Source organism: Roseateles sp. GW823-FHT07B05 (assembly GCF_058794515.1).
On sequence record NZ_JBXAGX010000004.1, the window covers coordinates 320550 to 342759 of the forward strand.

At 68.9% G+C, this 22210-nt stretch carries 18 protein-coding genes; 13 read left to right on the top strand and 5 right to left on the bottom strand.

Going from position 1 to position 22210, the window contains the following annotated elements; all coding sequences use genetic code 11:
* The first annotated feature begins 10 nt into the window (after positions 1-10).
* The 7 genes from AC1Q7O_RS11715 to AC1Q7O_RS11745 all read left to right on the top strand — a co-directional run bounded on the left by AC1Q7O_RS11715 (position 11) and on the right by AC1Q7O_RS11745 (position 5225).
* Positions 11-454: a hypothetical protein gene (locus AC1Q7O_RS11715; protein WP_492659980.1), complete on the top strand. Its 444-nt coding sequence runs from the start codon at positions 11-13 to the stop codon at positions 452-454.
* A complete protein-coding gene (locus tag AC1Q7O_RS11720) occupies positions 451-987 on the top strand; it encodes a GNAT family N-acetyltransferase (protein ID WP_492659979.1) in 537 nt (178 codons plus the stop codon). The genes AC1Q7O_RS11715 and AC1Q7O_RS11720 overlap by 4 nt, the downstream gene beginning before the upstream one ends.
* Positions 984-1664, top strand: coding sequence for a hypothetical protein (locus AC1Q7O_RS11725; RefSeq protein ID WP_492659978.1), 681 nt, complete (start codon positions 984-986; stop codon positions 1662-1664). The genes AC1Q7O_RS11720 and AC1Q7O_RS11725 overlap by 4 nt, the downstream gene beginning before the upstream one ends.
* Positions 1661-2416, top strand: a complete 756-nt coding sequence (locus AC1Q7O_RS11730) for a GNAT family N-acetyltransferase (RefSeq protein ID WP_492659977.1) — start codon at positions 1661-1663, stop codon at positions 2414-2416. Before AC1Q7O_RS11725 ends, AC1Q7O_RS11730 begins: the two co-directional genes overlap by 4 nt.
* 79 nt (positions 2417-2495) lie before the next feature.
* Positions 2496-2993, top strand: coding sequence for a GNAT family N-acetyltransferase (locus AC1Q7O_RS11735; protein WP_492659976.1), 498 nt, complete (start codon positions 2496-2498; stop codon positions 2991-2993).
* Positions 2994-3151: 158 nt separating this feature from the next.
* Positions 3152-4192 (top strand): OmpA family protein, encoded by a 1041-nt coding sequence (locus AC1Q7O_RS11740; RefSeq protein ID WP_492659975.1) that lies wholly within the window; start codon positions 3152-3154, stop codon positions 4190-4192.
* A gap of 22 nt (positions 4193-4214) precedes the next feature.
* On the top strand, positions 4215-5225 hold the full coding sequence (locus AC1Q7O_RS11745) for an OmpA family protein (RefSeq protein ID WP_492659974.1): 1011 nt from the start codon (positions 4215-4217) through the stop codon (positions 5223-5225).
* A 9-nt stretch (positions 5226-5234) separates the two neighbouring features.
* Here the strand turns inward: AC1Q7O_RS11745 and AC1Q7O_RS11750 are convergent, their stop codons facing one another.
* The 3 genes from AC1Q7O_RS11750 to AC1Q7O_RS11760 form a co-directional block, all read right to left on the bottom strand.
* A complete protein-coding gene (locus tag AC1Q7O_RS11750) occupies positions 5235-5963 on the bottom strand; it encodes an SEL1-like repeat protein (RefSeq protein WP_492659973.1) in 729 nt (242 codons plus the stop codon).
* Between the two features lie 81 nt (positions 5964-6044).
* Entirely contained in the window at positions 6045-7388 is a 1344-nt protein-coding gene (locus AC1Q7O_RS11755; protein WP_492659972.1) for an esterase/lipase family protein, read from the bottom strand.
* Positions 7385-9796 (bottom strand): hypothetical protein, encoded by a 2412-nt coding sequence (locus AC1Q7O_RS11760; protein ID WP_492659971.1) that lies wholly within the window; start codon positions 9794-9796, stop codon positions 7385-7387. The genes AC1Q7O_RS11755 and AC1Q7O_RS11760 overlap by 4 nt, the downstream gene beginning before the upstream one ends.
* A 170-nt stretch (positions 9797-9966) precedes the next feature.
* Here AC1Q7O_RS11760 and AC1Q7O_RS11765 point away from each other — a divergent pair, with 170 nt between their 5' ends.
* On the top strand, positions 9967-11859 hold the full coding sequence (locus AC1Q7O_RS11765) for a tetratricopeptide repeat protein (RefSeq protein WP_492659970.1): 1893 nt from the start codon (positions 9967-9969) through the stop codon (positions 11857-11859).
* A gap of 15 nt (positions 11860-11874) precedes the next feature.
* Here AC1Q7O_RS11765 and argC read toward each other — a convergent pair whose 3' ends face one another.
* Positions 11875-12822: an N-acetyl-gamma-glutamyl-phosphate reductase gene (argC, locus tag AC1Q7O_RS11770; protein WP_492659969.1), complete on the bottom strand. Its 948-nt coding sequence runs from the start codon at positions 12820-12822 to the stop codon at positions 11875-11877.
* A gap of 51 nt (positions 12823-12873) precedes the next feature.
* On the opposite strand from argC, the gene AC1Q7O_RS11775 reads away from it, so the two are divergent.
* Complete coding sequence (locus tag AC1Q7O_RS11775) at positions 12874-13413, top strand: RBBP9/YdeN family alpha/beta hydrolase (protein ID WP_492659968.1); 540 nt, start codon at positions 12874-12876, stop codon at positions 13411-13413.
* 16 nt (positions 13414-13429) lie between these two features.
* Positions 13430-14338 carry a ParB/RepB/Spo0J family partition protein gene (locus AC1Q7O_RS11780; RefSeq protein WP_492659967.1) on the top strand — a complete coding sequence of 303 codons (909 nt, stop codon included), beginning with the start codon at positions 13430-13432 and terminating at the stop codon, positions 14336-14338.
* 13 nt (positions 14339-14351) lie between these two features.
* Here AC1Q7O_RS11780 and AC1Q7O_RS11785 read toward each other — a convergent pair whose 3' ends face one another.
* The gene (locus tag AC1Q7O_RS11785) at positions 14352-16577 is read right to left on the bottom strand and encodes an SUMF1/EgtB/PvdO family nonheme iron enzyme (RefSeq protein ID WP_492659966.1); all 2226 of its coding nucleotides are present in this window, start codon (positions 16575-16577) and stop codon (positions 14352-14354) included.
* Positions 16578-17000: 423 nt separating this feature from the next.
* On the opposite strand from AC1Q7O_RS11785, the gene AC1Q7O_RS11790 reads away from it, so the two are divergent.
* From AC1Q7O_RS11790 to AC1Q7O_RS11800, 3 genes are all read left to right on the top strand, one after another.
* On the top strand, positions 17001-18923 hold the full coding sequence (locus AC1Q7O_RS11790; protein ID WP_492659965.1) for a PrkA family serine protein kinase: 1923 nt from the start codon (positions 17001-17003) through the stop codon (positions 18921-18923).
* Positions 18924-19121: 198 nt separating this feature from the next.
* Positions 19122-20402, top strand: coding sequence for a YeaH/YhbH family protein (locus AC1Q7O_RS11795; protein ID WP_492659964.1), 1281 nt, complete (start codon positions 19122-19124; stop codon positions 20400-20402).
* A gap of 256 nt (positions 20403-20658) precedes the next feature.
* Positions 20659-22167 (top strand): SpoVR family protein, encoded by a 1509-nt coding sequence (locus tag AC1Q7O_RS11800; RefSeq protein ID WP_492660037.1) that lies wholly within the window; start codon positions 20659-20661, stop codon positions 22165-22167.
* The last annotated feature ends 43 nt before the right edge of the window (positions 22168-22210 follow it).

Sequence of the window (22210 nt, forward strand, 5' to 3'; positions counted from 1 at the left end):
CGGCGGCCTGATGCGCTGGAAGCCTGTACTTGGCTGGACCGCACTGACCATCGTCGTGTTGATCGGCGGCTGTACCGTGCTGCTGGATCGACTGCTTCCGGGCGACCTCTGCACGACGGCTGTCTTCGCCGAGGTGCAATCGCCTCGTGGATGGCGCACGGCCGTCGTCTACGAAATCGACTGCGGCGCAACGACCGGTTTTTCTCGCCAGGTGGCGATCATCCCGACGCCCGAGCGGCGAGTCGACAGCGACGATCTTCCGCGCGGATTCTTCGCCGTCTCGTTGGGCTCGGGTGTGGATTCCCGCTTGTCCATGCGGGACAGCCTCATCCGCCTTCAATGGCTGTCGGAGAAGCAACTCGACATCGCCTACCCTGCGGGTTCCCGCCTGATCCGGTCCGCTGGCCGCAGCGAGGGCATCGACATCACCTACCGCACCTACGCCACGCCATGAGCGCCTCGTCCTTGCGCCCCATGACCCCGGCCGACGCCGACGCGGTCGCCCTCCTCCACGCCACCAGCTGGCGCAGCGCCTACCGCGGCATCGTGCCGGACAGCTTCCTGGACCACGACGTCTTCGCCGAGCGCCAGGCCGTCTGGCGCGAGCGGCTGCAAGGCCCGGTAACGGCACCCGCCTTCGGCATCGTGGCCGAGGACGCTGCCAGCCACATGATCGGCTTCGCCTACGTGCTGCCCGGCCACGACCCGGTCTGCGGCACGCTGGTCGACAACCTGCACGTGCACCCGGACCTCAAGGGCGGCGGCCTCGGCCGCCGGCTGCTGCAGGCCGTCGTCCGCGAGCTGGGGCCGGCCCACACGCAGCCGCTGCACCTGTGGGTGCTGGACCAGAACGAAGCCGCCAAGCGCTTCTACGCCCGGCTGGGCGCAGAGTTCATCGACCCCGGCATGACCGGCCCGTTCGGCGGCGTGTCGCTGCCGGAATGGCGCTGCCTGTGGCGGCAACCGGCACTGCTGCTTCAACCATGACCACCATGCACCCCTGGAGCAGGCGCCTCTGCGCAGCGCTGGCGTTCATCGCCTCGATGGCCCACGCCGGCGAACCCGCGGCCGACCGCTTCATCGCCTTCGTCGGCCAGAAGATCAGCGTGGAGGAATTCAAGCCGCCGTCGAAATGCAAGCAGCCGGTCGAAACCCGGACAGACGGCACGGCTCTCGTCTGCTTCGAAATCCCGAACGCGGCCTTCCATGCCGAATATCGGGTGCTGAAGATGGTCTACGGCCAGTACGACAACGCCACCCTCCGCTTCGACGCTTTCGACCACTACGGCTGGCCGGCCTTTGCCAACTACGAGCACGTGCTGCTTTTCGCGTCGCGCCGGGATGACGGCACGTGGGTGCATGAGAAGTACCAGTACTACCCGGTCTATGAAACCGTGGACGGCGACTGGGCGGCCTGCGGTTCGGCGGACCGGTTCGAGCATCCGACGCGCCGCGGCCCGAGTACGGCACGGCCCATCGCGTTCAAGAAGCCCGTCATCGAGCCGCTGCCCAATCTGCCGGCAGACGAGCTCAACGAATGGTTTCCGCCGTCGGACTGGCTTCACGGCAAAGGCCTCGCCGTGTGCCGCCAAGGCACGCCACTGGCCGAGCTTTTCGAAGCCAAGAAGCGCGGCGTCCTCAAGGCCCGCGGGCTGTTCCAATGAACGCAACGCTCAGCACCCTCGCCCTGCGCGCCGAACTCGCCGGCCTGGACGCCTCCGCCCCGCCGCAGCAAGCCGACGTCGACGGCTGGCTGATCCGCCTGTCACCCGGCAAGGCCAAGCGCTCGCGCTGCATCAATGCGCTGCGCCAGGGCACGCTGCCGCTGGACGAGCTGCTGGCACGCTGCCAGCGCGCCTACGACGCCGCCGGCCTGCCGCTGGCCGTGCGCGTGACGCCATGGAGCCAGCCGGACGACCTCGATGCCCGCCTGGCTGCCAAGGGCTGGGGCGCGTTCGACGCTGCCGACGTGATGGTGCTGGCCACCCTCACACCGGACTCCACGCCCGCCGCGCTGCAGCCGCTGGATGCCGCCGCCTACGCCGCCCTGGTCGGCGGGCTGCGCGGGTCGTCCGACACCGCGATCGCCGCGCATGCCGAACGCATCGCGACCGCGCCGGTGACGTACCAGGGCTTTGCGCTGAACGACGCCGCCGGCGCGCTGCTGGCCTGCGGGCAGATGGTCGTCGACGGCGATCTCGTCGGCCTGTACGACATCGCCTCCGCCGCACCTCGGCAAGGCCACGGCGAGCGCCTGTGCCGCGCGCTGCTGGCCCTCGCCCACCGGCAAGGCGCCCGCCAGGCCTACCTGCAGGTGGGCAGCGACAACGCCGTCGCCCAGCGGCTCTACGCGCGGCTGGGCTTCGTGTTCGTCTACCGCTACCACTACCGCAGCCCGGAGGCGGTGCTGACATGAGCTCATGGCCCCCCACGCTCGCGATGCTCGCTGCCCCCCGAGGGGGCGATCAGCGGTTACGGGCGGCCGGGCACCGCTGATGCTGCGGCGCCTGCGCCCCGCCGACCTGGCCGACTTCCAGGCTTACCGCCACGACCCCGAGGTGGGCCGCTGGCAGGGCTGGCAGCCGCAGACCGACGCGCAGGCGCTGGCCTTCCTCGAAGAGATGGCCGCTGGCCCGCTGTTCCAGCCCGGCACGTGGACGCAGCTGGGCATCACCGATGACCTGACGGGCCAACTGATCGGTGACCTGGGCATCCACGTCAGCGCCGACGGCCGCGAGGCCGAGTTCGGCTTCAGCCTCGCCCGCGCCGCGCAGGGCCGGGGGCTGGCCAGCGCCGCGGTGCGCGCGGCCATCGCGCAGGTGTTCGAGCAGACGGCCGTCCGGCACATCCACGCGCAGACCGATGCGCGCAACGCGGCCTGTATCCGGCTGCTGGAGCGGCTGGGCGCCACTCGCATCGCCACGGTGGCCACCGAGTTCCGCGGCGAACCCTGCACCGAGCTGCGCTACCTGCTGGCGTCCCGGCCGGGTTGACGCGCTGCCCTGCCGTCAGGCCGTGCAGCGGCGGCTTACGTCTGGCTACAAAAACGGCGCCGCCGGCGGCCCACCGTCCCTTGTTTGAAGGCCATCGGCGAGCCAGCGCGCTGCGTTGACGGCGGCACCATCGCCCTCCTCGGAACACAAGGCTGCTCATGACGCCCCTGCGCACCGCCCTCGCCGCCCTCACGCTGGCCGCCGCCACGCTCGCCACCCCGGCCTTCGCCGACGCCCCCAAGGCCGACGTGGCCGGCAGCGCCGACCACCCCGTCCTCAAGCGCTTCACCGGCAGCGTGCTCGTCGGCTACGCGCAGCAGGACTGGGACCAGCGCAGCTTCCCCGACGCCAGCGGCGTGTCCAAGACCGAGAACGACAAGTTCAACCGACCCGTCGTGCTGGAAGGCAAGGTAACGCGGCTGTTCTACCTGTCGCCGCTGGGCAAGAGCCCGCTGGAGGTCTACCGCAACCACCAGCAGGCGCTGGCCGCCGCCGGCTTCAAGCCCGCCTGGGGCTGCGAGAACGAAGCCCAGGGCTGCACCAAGGCCTACTTCGCGCTGGACGGCTACGAGCGCGCCAAGGGCATGCAGTGGGCCGAGGGCGACCTGCCCGCCGCCGGTGGCCAGCACCGCGGCAGCGCCTGGCCGCTGGCCATGTCCATCACCTACGACCAGGCGCGCATGACGGTGGGCACGCTGAGCAGCGGCGGCCGCACGCTGCACCTGCTGCTGTTCACGTCCATGGCGTCCAACGAGCACACCAACCGCGCCGTCACCTACGTCGAGATCGTCGAGCCCAAGGCCATGCCCACGGGCCAGGTCACGGTGGACGCCAAGGCCATCGGCCAAGGCCTGCAGGCCGAGGGCAAGGTGGCCCTGTACGGCCTGTTCTTCGACACCGGCAAGACCGACGTCAAGCCCGACAGCGCCACACAGCTGGACCAGATGGCCGCGCTGCTGAAGGCCCAGCCGGCGCTCAAGGTGCTCATCGTCGGCCACACCGACAACGTCGGCGCCATCGACGCCAACCTCGCCCTCAGCGAAGGCCGCGCCAAGGCCGTGGTGGCGGCGCTCACACAGCGCGGCATCGCGGCCGCCCGGCTGCAGGCGCGCGGCGTCGCCAACTTCGCGCCGGTGGCGTCCAACGCCGCCGAAGACGGGCGTGCGAAGAACCGCCGTGTCGAGATGGTCCTGCAGTAACCCCGTCGCCCCGAGGATGCCCATGCTTCACCGCTCTCTGCTGGCCGCCCTGCTGCTGGCCGCCTTCACCGCCCACGCCGCGCCGGGCACGGACCTGCCCGGCGCCGCCGACCATCCGCTCATCAAGCGCTTCGCCGGCTCCTGGCTGGCCGGCCAGCGCGTGGCCGACTGGGACGCCGCCGCCGTGCCCGCCGCGCCCGAATACCAGAAGGCCGACAAGTACAAGTTCAAGGAGCTGGTCGAGCTCGAAGGCAAGGTCACGCAGACCGTCTACATCGCGCCGCGCGGCAAGGCGGCGCTGGAGGTCTGGCGCAACTACCAGCAGGCGCTCAACGCCGCCGGCTTCAAGCCGCGCTTCGTCTGCGAGCGCGACTGCAGCGACCTCTACTTCGCCTGGACCCGCCAGCTGCAGCCCACCAAGGGCTTCGTCTGGGCCAAGGGCGACGTCGACACGCCGACCGGCAGCCGCTACAGCCTGACCTCGGCGCTGGCCCACGACGACGGCCGCATGCTCGTCGGCACGCTGGGCAAGCCGGGCCAGCAAGCCACCGTGCTGCTCTACACGTCGCTGGCTGCCAACGCGACGACCGGCCTGGTCGCCACCTACGTGCAGGTCATCGAGCCCAAGGCCATGGCCACCGGCCAGGTGACGGTCGACCCCGCCGCACTGCAGGCCGGCCTGGCGGCGGAGGGCCGCGTCACGCTGACGGGGCTGTTCTTCGACACCGGCAGGACTGAGCTCAAGCCCGAGTCCCAGGCCCAGCTCGACGCGATGGCCGAGCTGCTGAAGAGCCAGCCCGCGCTGAAGGCCTGGATCGTCGGCCACACCGACAACGTCGGCGGCTTCGAGGCCAACGAGAAGCTCAGCCTGGCCCGCGCCCAGGCCGTCGTCGCGGCGCTGACCGCGGCGCCGTACAAGGTCGACGCCAGGCGGCTGACGGCCCGCGGCCTGGCCTCGCTGGCGCCGGTGGCGGGCAATGGCGACGAGGCCGGGCGGGCGAAGAACCGAAGGGTGGAGCTGGTGGCGCAGTAGCCGCCCGCGTCACCGCTCCAGCGACGCGATCAGCGCCGGCAGCGCGCGGGTCCCGCTGCGGGCCTGCTGCGTCAGCGGCGTCTCGCCCGTCACCCAGCTGGCGCGCAGTGTGGCGGCCACGGCCTTCTCGCCGTCGGAGAGTTGCGCGTCCAGCTTCGCGATGCGCTCGGTTACCTCCGGCGAGGGCGCGGGCATGCGCGCCTTCAAAAGCTGCAGCAGCGCATAGCCCTTGGTCTTGTCGGCCGACAGGTCGGCAGACAGATCGCGCGCCAGGTAGGCCGTGGCCGGCAGGCTGCCCTGCCGGGACGCGCGCTCCAGCCACAGCCGGGCATTCGCGGCATCGCCCCGCTTGGCGTACGCGATGCCAACGTCCTGCTGGGCCAGCTCGTAGCCGGCCTCGGCGGCGCGCAGCTTGAACTTCAGCGCCTCGTCCGGGTCCAGCGGCACCACGCCCGGGAACTGGCCGGCCAGGTAGCAGCCCACCTTGTAGGCCGCCAGCGGGTGGCCGGCCGCCGCGGCGGCGGAGAACTGCTGGAACGCTGCGGCGTTGTCCTTCGCGGTACCGATGCCGTTGTTCAGGAACATGCCCAGGTGGTACTGCACCTCAGCATTGCCGGCGGGCGCCAGCGCCTTCAGCTGGGTGAACAACACCTCGCTGGACGGCGCCGGCTGCGCGAGCGTGGCGCCAGACAGCACGACGATGGCGATGGATGCGACGAGATGCTTGACGATGTGCATGGATATACAGGTTTGATCGGCGGCAACACGGCCGCGCCCAGCCAGCTTACCCGCCCGGCCGCGCCGCCCTGACGTCACCATTCACCGCAGCCGCCGGTCCAGCCAGGTCAACACCCGCAGGTCCTGGAAGTAGTTGGTGTGGTGGGTCTCGGCGCTGACGCCCAGGTCTTCCCACTGCGGCGCGGCCAGCGTCGCGTCACCCAGCCGGTTCATCGACGCGCTGTCGACGACGAGGTCGTTGGGCTGGTCGAAGATCAGGTCCGCGCCGTAGTACATCGCCTGGCCCTTCAGGTTCGTCACCCGCTGCCACAGCTTCCACAGCGGCTGGTTGACCTCCGCCGGCATGAAGCTGCCGCCGATGGCGCGCACGTCCGCGCCGCAGGGCAGCGGGTACAGCTGGGCCAGCTCCAGGTTGTTGGCCACGCGGCCCTGTGCCAGCAGCCCGGGCACCAGGCCCACGGCGGCATCGGCCAGCGGCGTGCGCGCGCCCAGCGCCAGCACCTTGCCCAGCACGCAGGCCAGGCCGCTCACGCCCAGCGCCAGCGGCTGCAGGCCCGGCGGCGCGGCCTTGCCGGCCTGGAATGCGGTCTCGGCCACGGCATCGGCGAAGCTGGCCAGCAGGTCCAACGCCTGGCGCAGCTTGTCCGGCGCGGCCAGCGATGTGCCGGCCAGCGGCGAGCCGACGAACAGCGCCTGGCGCACCGGCAGCGCGGGCGCCAGCCGCAGCAGCCACGAGATGACGAGACCGCCGCGGCTGTGGCCCACGAAGTCCAGCTCGGCCGCGCAGCCGGCCAGCGCGTCGCTGAGGGCCAGCGCGTTCAGCCACGGTGCGACGGACAGCGTCGGGTGGTCGAACGCCAGCACCGCGGCATAGGCGCCGCCGGCACGCGTCAGCCGCTCGAACAGCGCCTGGCCGTCGGCCGTGGCGGCGAACTCCTTCGCGTACATCGCGCTCTGGCTGAAGGTGCCATGCACCAGCACCAGCACGCGGCCCTGCAGCGCGGCCAGTTCCCCGGCAGCAAGCGGCGCCCATTGCGCGCCATCCCAGCGGCGCAGGCCGTCGGTGGGGCGCAGGCCGGCCAGCGTCGGGTTCAGCCGCACGTCCAGCTTCTGCAGCGCGTCGGTGACGGCGTTGCGGCCCAGCTCGGGGAACGCAATGCGCTCAACCGTGTCGTTCGCATCCACGCCGACGGCGCGCCAGCTGCGCCGCGTCGCGCCGCCGCCCCGTGGCGCCGCGGGCGGCTCATAGACCCAGTGCAGCAGGCCGTCGTCGTCGCGCAGCAGGCGCACGGCGGCACGCCCGTCCCCGGACTCGAAGCCGCGGCGGCGGCGCTGCTGCAGCGAGGCACTGGCCGTCTCGGCAGGCGCCGCGGCCGGCGCGGTGAACAGCTCACGCGCCTCGGCCCACAAGGTGTGCGAACTCATGGCGCCTCCCGGAGCAACGGCAGCGGCGTGACCTGCGCCTGGCGCGCCGTCACGATGTCCAGCATCGAGTCGTAGTCGGCCCGCTCGGACAGCGCCTGCACGCCGGCCTCGATGGCCTCGATGAAGCCGCAATGCTCGGTGAGCCGCACCGTCTCGATGGGCACCAGCTTGCGCTCGCGTATCCACCGCCGCACCTCGGCCCAACTGGCCTTGCCGGCATGCCAGCTGACGGCCTGCGCATTGGCCGCCGCGCTGCCGCCGGCATCGCCCTGCACCGCCTCGCCATAGCTGGCCGCGCCCATCTGCTGGTACTCCTGCTGGAAGCTGCGGTGCCGCCACCAGCCGGGCAGCGCATGGCCGTCGAGCAGGAAGACGACGGGGTAGATGTCCACCAGCTCCAGGCAGGCCGCGAACAGCAGCGCCAGGTCGATGCAGGTGCCGGCGCGCTCGGCCAGCACGGTGGACGGCACGCGCAGGCGCTGCGAGTCCAGCTCGCCGCTGTAGCTGGGCGGCGGGTTCACGTAGCCCAGCTGCCAGTCGTGCAGCAGCGTGGCCCAGATCGCCTCGACCTGCCGGTCCACGCCACGCAGCGCGTCCTCGTCGACGGCGTTCTCGGGCACGCACTGGTAGCCCTCGAAGCCGGCCGACGGGTCGTCGCGCAGCACGCGGTTGTAGCGCTGCGCCCGGGCCACGGCGCCCACGACGGCCGGGTCCCGCGGCAGCACGAACGATGGCAGCCAGCGGCCATCGCGGCGGTTGTCGCGCCACTGGTCCACCGGCAGCAGGCGCAGCCGGTGGCTGTCGTCGTAGAGCACGTCGCCGCCCTGGCGCACGCAGACATGCAGGCTGGTGTTGATGGCCTCGTGCACGCTGCGCGCCACCTCGGCGGTCAGCGGCACGTGGATCTTGTCGGTCAGCTTCTCGCGCACCTGGCGCAGCGTCACGCGGCGCTGGAAGCGCGCCACCTCCGCGCCCATGTGCACGGCCACGCTGACGTCCAGCGGCGCCGCCTCCTGGAAGCGCTCGCAGCTCAGCACGAAGCGCCTGAACAGCGGCTGCGCGTTGTGCAGCACCGCATAGTTCAGCTCGGCGAAGGGCTCGATCTCGCAGCGCACCGCGGCCGAGGCCGGCGCCGGCCGCGCGATCTCGGCCGCCTGAGCCGCCAGCCGCCGGCCCTGTGCCTCGTGGGCCGCGCGCGTCGCCGGGTCGACGAACACGGGGCCGTCCAGCCACAGCGTCACGCCGGTCGCGTCCACCGACTCGGGCAGCGCCCGCACCTCGCCCCACACGCGGGCGAAGGCGTCGGGCAGGTCGAAGCCGCCGTCGAACAGCTGGCGCAGCAGCTGCGTCAGCACGTACTCGGCCAGCGAGTCGTCGAAGGCGTCCTGGAAGCCCAGCGCGGCCCGCGCCGCGCCCTCGGCCACCAGCATGGGCGCCAGCCGCGCCGCGCTGTTCCAGACGTTGAACGTGGCCAGGTAGACCGGCACGCCCGCAGCGGCCAGGCGGTGGGCCAGCTGCTGCGCCGGCACCAGCTGCGGCACGCCGTGGCTGCCGCGCAGCAGCAGCCCGTCGACGAGGCGCTGCCGGTCGGCCATCACGTCGGCCGCGCGGCACACCACGCCGGCCACCTCCACCACCGCCGCGTCGCCCTGGGCGGCCACCAGCTCGCGCAGGCCCTGGTGGCTGTCCATGCCGGCGAAGTGCAGCAGCTGCGGCGGCCGCGCCGTCAGCTCGGCCACCAGCTCGTCCAGGCTGGGGTGGCTGAGCACGCGTGGCGCGGGCACGCCGGCCGGCAGCGCCCGCGCCAGGTTGGCCAGCTCGGCCTCCACCGTCCAGCGCTCGCCCAGCTCACTGGGCAGCGTGTTGACAAACAGCACGCGGAAGTCTGGCCAGGCGGGGAACACGACCGCCTCGCGCGGCACCGGCTGCCAGCGGCCCTCCACCTCGTGCTGCACCTGCAGCTCGCGGATGACGGTCAGCGGCCGCGGCCCCCCGGCGGCGGCGCGACGCTGCTCGCGCGTGGCGGCGGCCAGCACGTACTCCCACGGAAACACGCGCCCCTCCCAGCACAGCGCCTCGTGCTGGTAGGGCACGCGCACGACCAGCATGCCCGCGTCGCCCAGCGCCTCCAGCCCATCCGCGCCCAGGCCCAGCTGCGCCAGCGTCGCGGCGGCGTCGGCCTGGTGCTGCTCGCGCACCTTGGCTTCGCGCACCCAGCGCTGGCGGGAGCGCAGCACGTAGGTCCAGCGCAGCGCCTGCTGGGCCATGCCCTGGCGCGAGCGCGCGTCCACGCTGGCCAGCGTCAGGCCCAGCGCGTCGCCGGGGCTGGCGATGTGCACGGCTTCGAGCAGCCGCTCATGCGCGGGCGATGGTGGGCTGCTCTTCTTCGCTCTGCCGGAGGTGCTCACGGTCGGGCCTCTTCATCAAGACGGCCCGCAGTATCGCGACGCCGCGCTCCCGCGCAACGCCACGATTGTCAGCATCAAACGGTTGAGGGTCGGTTTGACAAGAGGAAGCAGTGAAGCCATTAGAGTGCGGACACCCGAACGGGTCGGCTCACAGAAAAGGGAGAAGAGCCATGCGCGAAGGCGCTACATCCTCGTCAGCGGCGCCCCGCTCATCGTTGACCAGCAAGCCGCTTGGCATGCTGGCACTGGCCCTGTGGCTGACCGTCTGCCCGCCCGCATCGGCGACGCAGGACACAAAGCGGCTGGACACCGTCGAGCAAGACCTCGCCACGCTCAAAGAAACCACGCCGCTCAAGCAGGAGATCCTCCGGCAGGAAATGCAGGGGCAGATTCAGGCCGCCGCGGCGAAGGTCGATGGCATCGACAGGCGCATCGAGACGGTGAACACCTGGCTGACCCAGGCCGGTCTCATCATGGCGGGCCTGGGCATCCTGATCACGCTGATTGCGGTTGGCGTAGGTTTCCTCTCGTTCGTCACGGGCACGCGACGCGCCGAAGACACAGCTCGGGATTGGCTTGAAAGCCATAAGGCCGAGTTGCAGGCTGAACTCGACCGGCTCACTTCTCAGGCTCGCGCGCTCCAGGCTGATCTAGACGCACAGGCCCACCAAGCCAGCCAAGGTATGGCTGCCCGTCACGCGGAAGTCCATGCGCGGGCCAAGGCGTTTGAGGAGGCCATCGACGCCAACTCGCAGCGCCTGCTCGACAACGATTCCTCCACTGTCACGTTACCGCAAGCACAGGCGAACGCCATGCAAATAGCTGTTGCCGACCTGCGCCAAAAGCCCGAGGCCGAGTACAGCGGAAAGGACTGGGCCAGCCGTGGCAATGCGGCGATCAACGAGCAGAACTACGAAGCGGCGCTGTACTTCTTCAATGAAGCAGTCCAGCTGGAAACTGACGAGGTGGCTCTTACGCGTTGGCAGGTCTTGAGAGCTTGGCTGTTGGTGCGCCTGAACCGCAGTGAGGAGGGGATCCAGGCTTACAACGACATCATTCAGCGCTTCGGTTCACGCACTGAGTTGCCCATACTGGAGCAGGTCGCCAAAGCCTTGATCAACAAGGGCGTCGCCCTTAGAAAGGGCAACCGCAGCGAGGAGGCAACCCAGGTCTATAACGACGTCATCCAGCGCTTCGGCTCACGCACCGAGCTGCCTCTGCTCGAGCTAGTCGCAAAGGCTCTGTTCAACAAGGGCTTCGCTCTTGGAACGCTCAATCGCAATGAGGAGGAAATCCAGGCTTATGACGACATCATCAAGCGTTTCGGCTCACACACTGAGTTGCCCATACTGGAGCAGGTCGCCAAGGCCTTAATCAACAAGGGTGTCGCCCTCAGAAAGGGCAACCGCAGCGAGGAGGCAACCCAGGTCTATGACGACGTCATCCAGCGCTTCGGCTCACGCTACGAATCGTCTCTGTTGGAGCAGGTCGCTAAGGCATTGGTTAACAAGGGCTTCGCCCTTCAAACACTCAATCGCAGCGAGGAGGCAACCCAGGTCTATGACGACGTCGTCCAGCGCTTCGGTTCACACATTGAGTTGCCCATACTGGAGCAGGTCGCCAAGGCCTTAATCAACAAGGGTGTCGCCCTTAGAAAGGGCAACCGCAGCGAGGAGGCAACCCAGGTCTATGACGACGTCATCCAGCGCTTCGGCTCACGCACCGAATCGCCTCTGTTGGAGCAGGTCGCCAAGGCATTGGTTAACAAGGGCTTCGCCCTTGAAACACTCGATCGCATCGAGGAGGAAGTCCAGGCTTATGACGACGTCATCAAGCGGTTCGGCTCACGCACTGAGTTGTATCTACTGGAACCGGTCGCCAAGGCCTTAGTCAACAAGGGTGTTGCCCTGGGAATGCTCAATCGCAGAGATGAAGAAATCCAGGCTTACTACGATGCCATCCAACGATTCGGCTCACACACTGAGCCGTCTTTGCTTAAGCAAGTCTCTCGGGCCCGTCGTGCGCTTGACGGGCGTACCAAAGAGGACCGTAGTACCGACTGACCCTCTCTGCAATCGTCAGACCAACCCCATTGTTTCCTCAACGCCCAGGTGCACGTTCATGCTCTGCACGGCCGCGCCGCTGGCGCCCTTGCCGAGGTTGTCCAGCCGCGCAATGACCAGCGCCTGCGTGTCGGATGCGAACACGAAGATGTCCACGCGGTTGGTGTCGTTGCAGGCCTGCACGTCGAAGAAGCCGGTCTCCAGCGTCGCCGCGTCGCGCAGCGGCATCACGCGGATGAAGCGCTCGCCGTCGTAGTGCGCGGCCAGCGCGGCGTGGATCTGCTCGGGCGTGGCGCCGGCCTTCAGCTGGCTCAGCTGCAGCGGCACGCTGACGGCAAGTCCCTTGTAGAAGCTGCTGACGATGGGCATGAACACCGGCGGCGCGGCCAGCCCGGTGTGCGCCATCATTTCCGGCAGGTGCTTGTGCTTCAGGCCCAGGCCGTAGGGACGCGGCGCCTGCAGGTGCGCGGGCAGCGGCTGCTGCTCGTACTCGGCGATCATGCTCTTGCCGCCGCCCGAGTAGCCGGTGATGGACGTGGCGCTGACGGCCGCCTCGCGCGGCAGCAGGCCCGCGTCCACCAGCGGGCGCACGGCGAGGATGAAGGCGCTGGCGTGGCAGCCCGGGTTGGCGATGCGCTTGCTGGCCTGGATGGCGCCGCGCTGGCCGCGGGCAAGCTCCGGCAGGCCGAAGGCCCAGCCCGGCGCCGTGCGGTGGGCCGTGCTGGCGTCGATGAGGCAGGTGCGGTCGTTGTTGACCATGAAGGCCGCCTCGCGCGACGCGGCGTCCGGCAGGCACAGGAAGGCCACGTCGGCGGCGTTCAGCAGGCGCGAGCGCTCGGCGGGGTCCTTGCGCTTGTCGGCGTCGATCTTGAGCACCTCGATGTCGGTGCGGGCCGCCAGGTACTCGTGAATCCGCAAGCCGGTCGTGCCTTCCTGGCCATCCACAAACACCTTGAACGTCATCGCCGCTGCTCCAACCGCTGAAAATCGAGCCGCAAAGGATAAGGGCAAACCATGAATCCATCGCGTGTACTGCTTCTGCCGGGCTGGCAGAACTCCGGCCCCGAGCATTGGCAAAGCCGCTGGGAGCGCCTGCACGGCGACCAGCGCGTGGAACAGCACGACTGGGACTGGCCGCGTCGCGGCGACTGGATGGCGCGGCTGGACGAGGTGCTGCTGCAGGACGACGCCCCCGCCGTGCTGGTGGCGCATTCGCTGGGCTGCCAGCTGGTGGCAAGCTGGGCCGAGCACTCGCAGCACACGGCACGCGTGGCGGGCGCGCTGCTCGTCGCCCCGCCCGACACCGAGCGCGAGGACACGCCGCCGCAGCTGCACAACTGGCGCCCCATCCGCCGCCGGCGCCTGCCCTTCGCGAGCATCGCCGTCATCAGCAGCGACGACCCCTTCGGCGCCGCCGAGCGCAGCGCGCAGATGGCGGCGGACTGGGGCAGCAGCGTCGTCATGGCCGGGCCGCGCGGCCACCTGAATGCCGACTCGGGCCTGGGCGACTGGCCCGAGGGTCGGGAACTGCTGCAAAGCCTCGCGAAGCCCTGAAGGACAATCCGCGCCCATGGCAACGAAGAAACCCAAAGGCCTCGGCCTCGGCCTGGAAGCCCTGCTGGGCCCCAAGGTCAGCGACACCCCCGCGCCCGCGGAACGCGACGGCACGCCCAGCACGCTGAAGCTGGAGCAGCTGCAGGCCGGCAAGTACCAGCCGCGCACGCGCATGGACGAGGGCTCGCTGTACGAGCTGGCCGAGAGCATCAAGGGCCAGGGCATCATGCAGCCCATCCTCGTGCGCCCGATCACGCCGAGCGGCGGCGTCAGCTACGAAATCATTGCCGGCGAACGGCGCTTCCGTGCCGCCAGGCTGGCCGGCCTGCGCGAGGTGCCGGTGCTGGTGAAGGCGGTGCCCGACGAATCGGCCGCCGCGATGGCGCTGATCGAGAACATCCAGCGTGAAGACCTGAACCCGCTGGAAGAGGCGCAAGGCCTGAAGCGCCTGACCGACGAGTTCGGCCTGACGCACGAGCAGGCCGCGCAGGCCGTGGGCCGCTCGCGCAGCGCCGCCAGCAACCTGCTGCGCCTGCTGAACTTGGCCGCCCCTGTGCAGAACATGCTGATGGCCGGCGATCTGGACATGGGCCACGCCCGCGCGCTGCTGCCGCTGGACGGCGCCTCGCAGATCACCACCGCCAGCGAGATCGCCGCGAAGAAGCTCAGCGTGCGCGAGGCCGAGAAGCTGGTCGCCAAGACGCAGGGCGCCGCGCGCCAGGCCCCGCTGCTGCGCGTGAAGGGCGACAAGAGCCGCGACGTGCTGCGCCTGGAGGAAGAGCTGGCCGACGCGCTGGGCGCCACCGTGGAAGTGCGCGTGAAGAAGCGCACCAAGAAGGGCGGCCAGAGCGGCGAGCTGGCCATCCACTTCGACTCGCTGGACGCGCTCTCGGGCATCCTCGACAAGCTGCGCCGCGAGGGCTGAGCCCCCGTGTTCGTTAGGCGGGCCTCACGTGGCGTCCGCCACGCAGCGGAAGCCGATCAGGCCCGAGCGGTCTTTCGACGGGGCCATCAGCAGCAGCTTGCCGTGCTGGTCGAGCCGGCGTGTGTTGGGGAAGTACCAGGACGCGCCCTGCGGCTGGTACGGGCTGCCGCCCCGCACGATGGCGGCGCGCGTGCGGTCGTCCTCGAACTCGTCCGTCCACTGCCACAGGTGGGCCCACCAGCTCCTGCACGCCGAAGGGGCTGGCCGCCTGCGGGTAGCGGCCCACCTCGGCCAGCGTGGGCAGGCTGCGCGCGGTGTGCGCGGGCGGCACGAGGTCGTCGCGCCAGTCTGATCCCCACGGGTAGCGCCGGCCGTCGGTGCCCTGCGCGGCGTACTGCCATTCCCACTCGTGCGGCAGGCGCTTGCCGGCCCAGCGGCAGTAGGCGCGGGCGTCTTCCAGGCCCACCCACACCACCGGGCGTTTCAGGTCTTGCGGCATGGGCTGCCCGCCTTGCCAGTGGGCCAGGAAGTGATGGTCGTCCGCCGGCCGATAACCCGTGGCCTGCACGAAGCGCGCGAAGGCCTCGTTGGTGACCGGGTGGACGTCGATGTGAAAACGCGCGATGGCCATGCGGTGCACATGCTCGCGCCGCGCCACCTTCTCCCAGGGGTACTGCACGTCCAGCCCGGGGCGGTTCTCGCCTTCGATCTGCAGACCGGTCACGCGGAAGTCGTAGGCCGCAGCGGCCGGCACGGTCACCATGCCGGCGGGCGCGGCCTTCACGCGCGGCGTGGGCGCCTGGGGCACCAGCCGCTGCGGCAGCGGCTTCCACTCGCGCGAGTACGACGCCAGCGGCTTCTCGGCCAGCTCCCGCTGCGCCTGCAGCACCGGCTGGGCCGCGGCCACGGCGTCGGCGCTGCGCAGCTGCACCAGCGCGCCAAAGCCGCGCGGCTCCAGCACCAGCGTGACGGTGGCGCGGCCGTCAGCGCCGATCTCGGCCTTCAACTCGCGGCCGTTCCACGCATCCACGTAGCGCGCGCCGGGCTCGTGCGCCACGGTCAGCGGCAGCTCGCCCACGGCGAAATCGTTGCGGTTGACGATGGTCCACAGCGTGGCCGTGTCGCCGGGAAAGCGGCTGGCGTACACGCCGTACTGGCGCGTGGGCACATGCGGCTCCCAGCCCGCGCTGGACAGCAGCGCCGGCCAGCCGCGGTACACACCCGCAATGCGCTTGAGCGCCGCCGCATCGCGCGGCGTGATGCCGTTCCACCAACCCCACACGTTCTCCCAGCTCTGGATGCCCGCGCCGTTGAAGAAGGCCGCCTGCAGGATCTCATGGCGGTCGGTCGCCCAGCGGTCGCACACATGCACCAGGTGCCGCGGCTCCAGCCACTTCCACTTGCTCACCAGGGGCACGAAGGGTGTCTCCCAGTAGCCCCAGCTCAGCGTGTTGAAGGCGAGCATCGCGTCGTCCTGCAGCGGCAGCTCGGGCTCCAGCGCCATCGGCACGCCGCGGGCCTGCGCGGCGCGCAGGAAGTCGATCGGCAGGCCGGCCATGGTGTCGCCGTTGACGCCATCGGCACCGACGGACGCCAGCAGTTCCAATGTGGCCTCGGCCTGGCTGCGGCGTTCGTCCCGCGTGCCCACGTCCCACGGCATGGTGGGGAAGAACACGCGCACGCCCTGGCGCTGGAAGTCTTGCACCATGGCCTTCACGCCCGCCACGCCACCGGGCATGTCGCGCAGCAAGTCCCACTGGTTGCGGTCGTCCACGCCGCTGTTGGGGTACACCGGCCACAGCAGCACGCTGTCGATGCCACCGTAGCGCTGGCGCAGGTCGTCCAGCAGCCGCTTCACGGTGTAGACGCGCTTGACCGGGTCGTACAGCAGCCGGTCTTCCACCATCACCTGCGGCTGCACGAAGCTGCGCTGCGTCCACTGCAGTTCGGGGCGGCGGTACTGCGCGTCGTCGTAGCCCAGGCGCTGGTGCTGCTCGCGGCGCCACTGCTGCATCGCCTGCAGCCAGGCCGCATGCGTGGCCGTGGGGTCACGCCGCCAGTTGTTCATGCGGGCCAGCCAGTCGGGCTCGCCGCGGTCGTCCTGGTCAGGGCCGGCGATCTGCGTGCCGCGCACGGTGATGCCCGCGGCGGCTGCCGGGGCCTGACCCTCGGGACCAGCGGCGGCAAACCCGACGACGAGAGACAGGGCGAGAGCGGTGAGCAGGTGTCGATCGGGCATGGCGCGCGGGATGAAGAAGCAAAGCCGGTTTGCATGAAATGTGAAACCGCTTTCATCATCCTAGCCAAGGCTGCCTGCGAGCCGCGCGCGGAAGAACCCGAGGCCATGCTGGCACACGTGTTTTCATGGCGGCGTCAAACCCAACTTGAATGTGTGGTTTGCCATGTAAGTGGCAGGTCTTGCCCCCCGGCCGGGCGTATGCTGGGTCGCACCTGTCAACGAGAACGCGAGCGGAATTGTTGGTGGGTTGGCATCGGCTTATTCTTGAGATGGTCCCGTCGCGTCGGCCCCAAGCTGACGGCCAGAACATCGATTGGAGAGTTCTGATGACGCCTTGCAGTTGAGGCGCGATCAGAACCCCCCAGCCCCTCGGGCACGGATCGTGCCTGTGGCCCTGTGGAGTTCATACCGCAGGAGATCGACATGGACGTCATCAGCCACTTCGCCGCGCGCTACGAGCGCACGAAGGTCGAGGAACTCACGCTGGAGGAGTACCTCGCCGAATGCAAGAGAAACCCGCTGGCCTTCGCCACGGCCGCCGAGCGCATGCTCAAAGCCATCGGCGAGCCGCAGATGCTGGACACGCGCAACGACCCGCGGCTGTCGCGCCTGTTTGCCAACAAGACGATCAAGATCTACCCGGCCTTCGCCGAGTTCTACGGGCTCGAAGAAGCCATCGAGCAGGTGGTGTCCTATTTCAGGCACGCTGCACAAGGGCTGGAGGAAAAGAAGCAGATCCTCTACCTGCTGGGCCCGGTGGGCGGCGGCAAGAGTTCCATCGCGGAGCGGTTGAAGACGCTGATGGAGCAGGTGCCCTTCTACGCCATCGCCGGCTCGCCGGTGAACGAGAGCCCGTTGGGCCTGTTCGATCCGACTGAAGACGGCCCGCTGCTGGAGCGCGACTACGGCATTCCGCGCCGCTACCTCAACCGCATCCTGTCGCCCTGGGCCGTCAAGCGGCTGGACGAATTCGGCGGCGACATCCGCAAGTTCAAGGTCGTCAAGCGCTACCCCAGCGTGCTCAAGCAGCTCGGCGTGGCCAAGACCGAGCCGGGTGACGAGAACAACCAGGACATCAGCTCGCTGGTCGGCAAGGTCGACATCCGCAAGCTCGAGACGTATGCGCAGGACGACCCCGATGCCTACAGCTACTCCGGCGGCCTGTGCCTGGCCAACCAGGGGCTGCTGGAGTTCGTCGAAATGTTCAAGGCGCCCATCAAGGTGCTGCACCCGCTGCTGACCGCCACGCAGGAAGGCAACTACAAGGGCACCGAAGGCTTCGGCGCCATCCCCTTCGACGGCATCGTGCTGGCGCACAGCAACGAGAGCGAGTGGAAGACCTTCCGCAACAACAAGAACAACGAGGCATTCCTGGACCGCGTCTACATCGTCAAGGTGCCGTACTGCCTGCGCGTCAGCGAGGAAGTGAAGATCTACGAGAAGCTGATCCGCGGCTCGTCGCTGGCCGAGGCCAAGTGCGCGCCCGGCACGCTGAAGATGATGAGCCAGTTCGCCGTGCTGACACGGTTGAAGGAGCCCGAGAACTCGTCGCTGTATTCCAAGATGCAGATCTACGACGGTGACAACCTCAAGGACACCGACCCGCGCGCCAAGAGCTACCAGGAGTACCGCGACTACGCCGGCGTCGATGAAGGCATGAGCGGTATCAGCACGCGCTTCGCCTACAAGATCCTGTCCAAGGTCTTCAACTTCGACAGCGCCGAGGTGGCGGCCAACCCCGTGCACCTGATGTACGTGCTGGAGCAGCAGATCGAGCGCGAGCAGTTCCCCAAGGAGCTCGAAGAAAAGTACGTCGGCTTCATCAAGGAGCAGCTGTCGCCGCGCTATGCCGAGTTCATCGGCAAGGAGATCCAGACCGCCTACCTGGAGAGCTACAGCGAGTACGGCCAGAACATCTTCGATCGCTACGTGACCTACGCCGACTACTGGATCCAGGACCAGGAGTACCGCGACACCGACACCGGCGAGGTCTTCGACCGCGCGGCGCTGAACGCCGAGCTGGAGAAGATCGAGAAGCCCGCGGGCATCTCCAACCCCAAGGACTTCCGCAACGAGATCGTCAACTTCGTGCTGCGGGCGCGCGCCAACAACGCGGGCAAGAACCCGCTGTGGACCAGCTACGAGAAGCTGCGCACCGTCATCGAGAAGAAGATGTTCTCCAACACCGAGGAGCTGCTGCCCGTCATCAGCTTCAACGCAAAGGCCAGCGCCGAGGACGCCAAGAAGCACGAGAACTTCGTGCAGCGCATGGTGGACAAGGGCTACACCGCCAAGCAGGTGCGGCTGTTGTGCGAGTGGTACTTGAGGGTGCGCAAGAGCAGCTGAGAAAGCGAGTCGCCTGATGTCGCTTCAGCAAATCATCGATAGACGGCTGTCGGGCAAGAACAAGTCCATCGGCAACCGCGAGAGCTTCCTGCGCCGCAGTCACGGAGCCCCTCGTCCGGCGGGTACGCCGGACGATCCCCCCAGGGGATGCGGGCCGGCTTGGGGCGGCCCGGCGCTCGGCCCGCAGGGAGGCTTCTAATGTTTCTGCAGCAGATCATCGACCGACGCCTCTCCGGCAAGAACAAGTCGATTGGCAACCGCGAGCGCTTCCTGCGCCGCCACAAGGACCAGATCCGCGAGGCGGTGAAGCGCGCGGTGGACGGCCGCGGCATCCGCGACATGGAGCGCGGCGAGGACGTGAAGATCCCGAAGAAGGACCTCAGCGAACCCGTCTTCGGCCATGGCGACGGCGGCGTGCGCGAGGTCGTGCGGCCGGGCAACCAGGAGTACGTGAAGGGCGACCGCATCGCCAAGCCCAAGGGCGGGCAAGGCGGCGGCGGGGGCGGTGGCGAAGCCAGCGACCAGGGCGAGGGGGAGGACGATTTCGTCTTCCACCTCAGCAAGGAAGAGTTCATGCAGGTCTTCTTCGACGACCTGGCCCTGCCCAACCTCGCCCGCACGACGCTGGCAGACACGCCCGAGTGGAAGAGCCACCGCGCCGGCTTCTCGTCCGATGGCACGCCCACCAACCTGCACGTCGTGCGCTCCATGCGCGGCGCTTTGGGCCGGCGCATCGCGCTGGGCATGGACAAGCGCCGCGAGCTGCACGAGCTCGAGGCCCGCGAGCAGGAGTTGCTGAAGGAAGACCGCCCGGAGACGCCGCGGCTACTGGCCGAGACGCGCGAGCGCATCGCCCACCTGAAGGCCCGGCTGGACGCCATCCCTTTCCTGGATCCCATCGACCTGCGCTTCCGCTCCCGCGTGCGCGTGCCGGTGCCGACGACGCGCGCCGTCATGTTCTGCCTGATGGACGTGTCGGGCTCCATGGACGAGAGCCGCAAGGACCTCGCCAAGCGCTTCTTCATCCTGCTGTACCTCTTCCTCACGCGGCACTACGAGAAGATCGACGTCGTCTTCATCCGCCACCACACACAGGCGCAGGAGGTGGACGAGCAGAACTTCTTCCACGCCACCGAGACCGGCGGCACCGTCGTGTCGTCGGCGCTCGTGCTGATGGAGCAGATCATCCGCGAGCGCTACTCGCCGACCGAGTGGAACATCTACGGCGCCCAGGCCAGCGACGGCGACAACTGGCACCACGACAGCGGCCGCTGCCGCGAGCTGCTGGCCGACAAGATCCTGCCGCTGTGCCGCTACTTCGCCTACGTACAGGTCGCCGAACCCGAGCAGAACCTCTGGGAGGAATACCAGAAGCTGCAGGAGGACGTCGGCCACTTCGCGATGCGCAAGGCCGTCGAGGCCTCGCAGATCTATCCGGTCTTCCGTGATCTGTTCAAGAAGGAAGGGGCCTCGGCATGAAGTCCGAGCGCAGGGCCGCTCCCAAGCCGGACCGCATCCCCTCGGGGGCTGAGGCCGGACACGGTGAGTCCTGTGGACTCGCCGTGCCTGCCGAAGAGACGCAGCACCTGCTGCGGCGCGGCCTGCAAGGCTGGCCGGCGTATTCGCTGGACGAGGGGCACACATGAGCTGTAAAGAGGACCGCCGCCATCCCGAGCGCGCCGCCACGCCGCCGCGCGGCATCGCCGACCGCCGCCAGCACCAGCCGCTGCAGCGCATGAAGCCGCTGCTGCAGCGTCCCGGCCAGCCGCTGCCCTCGCCCAACGACTGGAGCTTCCAGCTCATCGACGAGTACCACGAGGTCATCCGCCAGACCGCCGAGCGCTTCGGCCTGGACACCTATGCCAACCAGCTGGAGGTCATCACCGCCGAGCAGATGATGGATGCCTACGCGTCGGTGGGCATGCCGGTGAACTACCGGCACTGGAGCTACGGCAAGGAGTTCATCGCGACCGAGCGCAGCTACAAGCGCGGCCAGATGGGACTGGCCTACGAGATCGTCATCAACTCCGACCCCTGCATCGCCTACCTGATGGAGGAGAACACGCTGGCGATGCAGGCGCTCGTCATCGCTCACGCCTGCTACGGTCATAACTCCTTTTTCAAGGGCAACTACCTTTTCCGCATGTGGACGGATGCCTCGTCCATCATCGACTACCTCGTCTACGCGAAGAACTACGTGGCCGACTGCGAGGAGCGTCACGGGCTGGACGCCGTCGAGTCCTTGCTGGACAGCTGCCACGCGCTGATGAACCACGGCGTGGACCGCTACCGCCGCCCGGCCAAGCTGTCGCTGGCCGAGGAGCGCGCACGGCTGAAGGACCGCGAACAGCACGCCCAGTCGCAGGTCAACGACCTGTGGCGCACGCTGCCCAAGAAGCCCGATCGCCCCGACGAAGCGGCCGAGAGCCGCCGCTTCCCCGAGGAACCGCAGGAGAACCTGCTGTACTTCATCGAGAAGAACGCGCCGCTGCTGGAGCCCTGGCAGCGCGAGATCGTGCGCATCGTGCGCAAGATCGCGCAGTACTTCTACCCGCAGCGGCAGACCCAGGTCATGAACGAAGGCTGGGCGACGTTCTGGCATCACAAGCTGCTCAACCAGATGTACGACGACGGCTACCTGTCGGACGGCATGATGATCGAGTGGCTGAAGTCCCACACCAACGTCGTCTACCAGCACCCCGGCGCCAACCTGAACCCATATGCGCTGGGCTTCGCGATGTACACCGACATCAAGCGCATCTGCGAGAACCCGACCGCCGAAGACCGCGACTGGTTCCCCGACATCGCCGGCAGCGACTGGCTGCCCACGCTGGACCACGCGATGCGCAACTTCAAGGACGAGAGCTTCATCGGCCAGTACCTGAGCCCGAAGGTGATGCGCGACTTCCGGCTCTTCGCCATCCTCGACGACGAGGCCAAGACCGAGTACGAGATCTCCGCCATCCACGACGAAGGCGGCTACCGTCACCTGCGCCAGGCACTGTCACGTCAGTACGACCTGTCCACGCGCGAGCCCAACATCCAGGTCTGGAACGTCAACCTGCGCGGCGACCGCTCGCTGACGCTGCGCCACCAACAGCACCTCAACCGCCCGCTGCACGACAGCGCGCAGGAGGTGCTCAAGCACGTCGGCCGTCTGTGGGGCTTCGGCGTACAGCTGGAAAGCGTCAACACACGGGGCGACGTGACCAAGCGCTGGAGCGTGCCGCCCCAGCACGGCTGATGGATTGGCACGCCCCTCGCCCGGCCTGACGCCGCTGAACGCG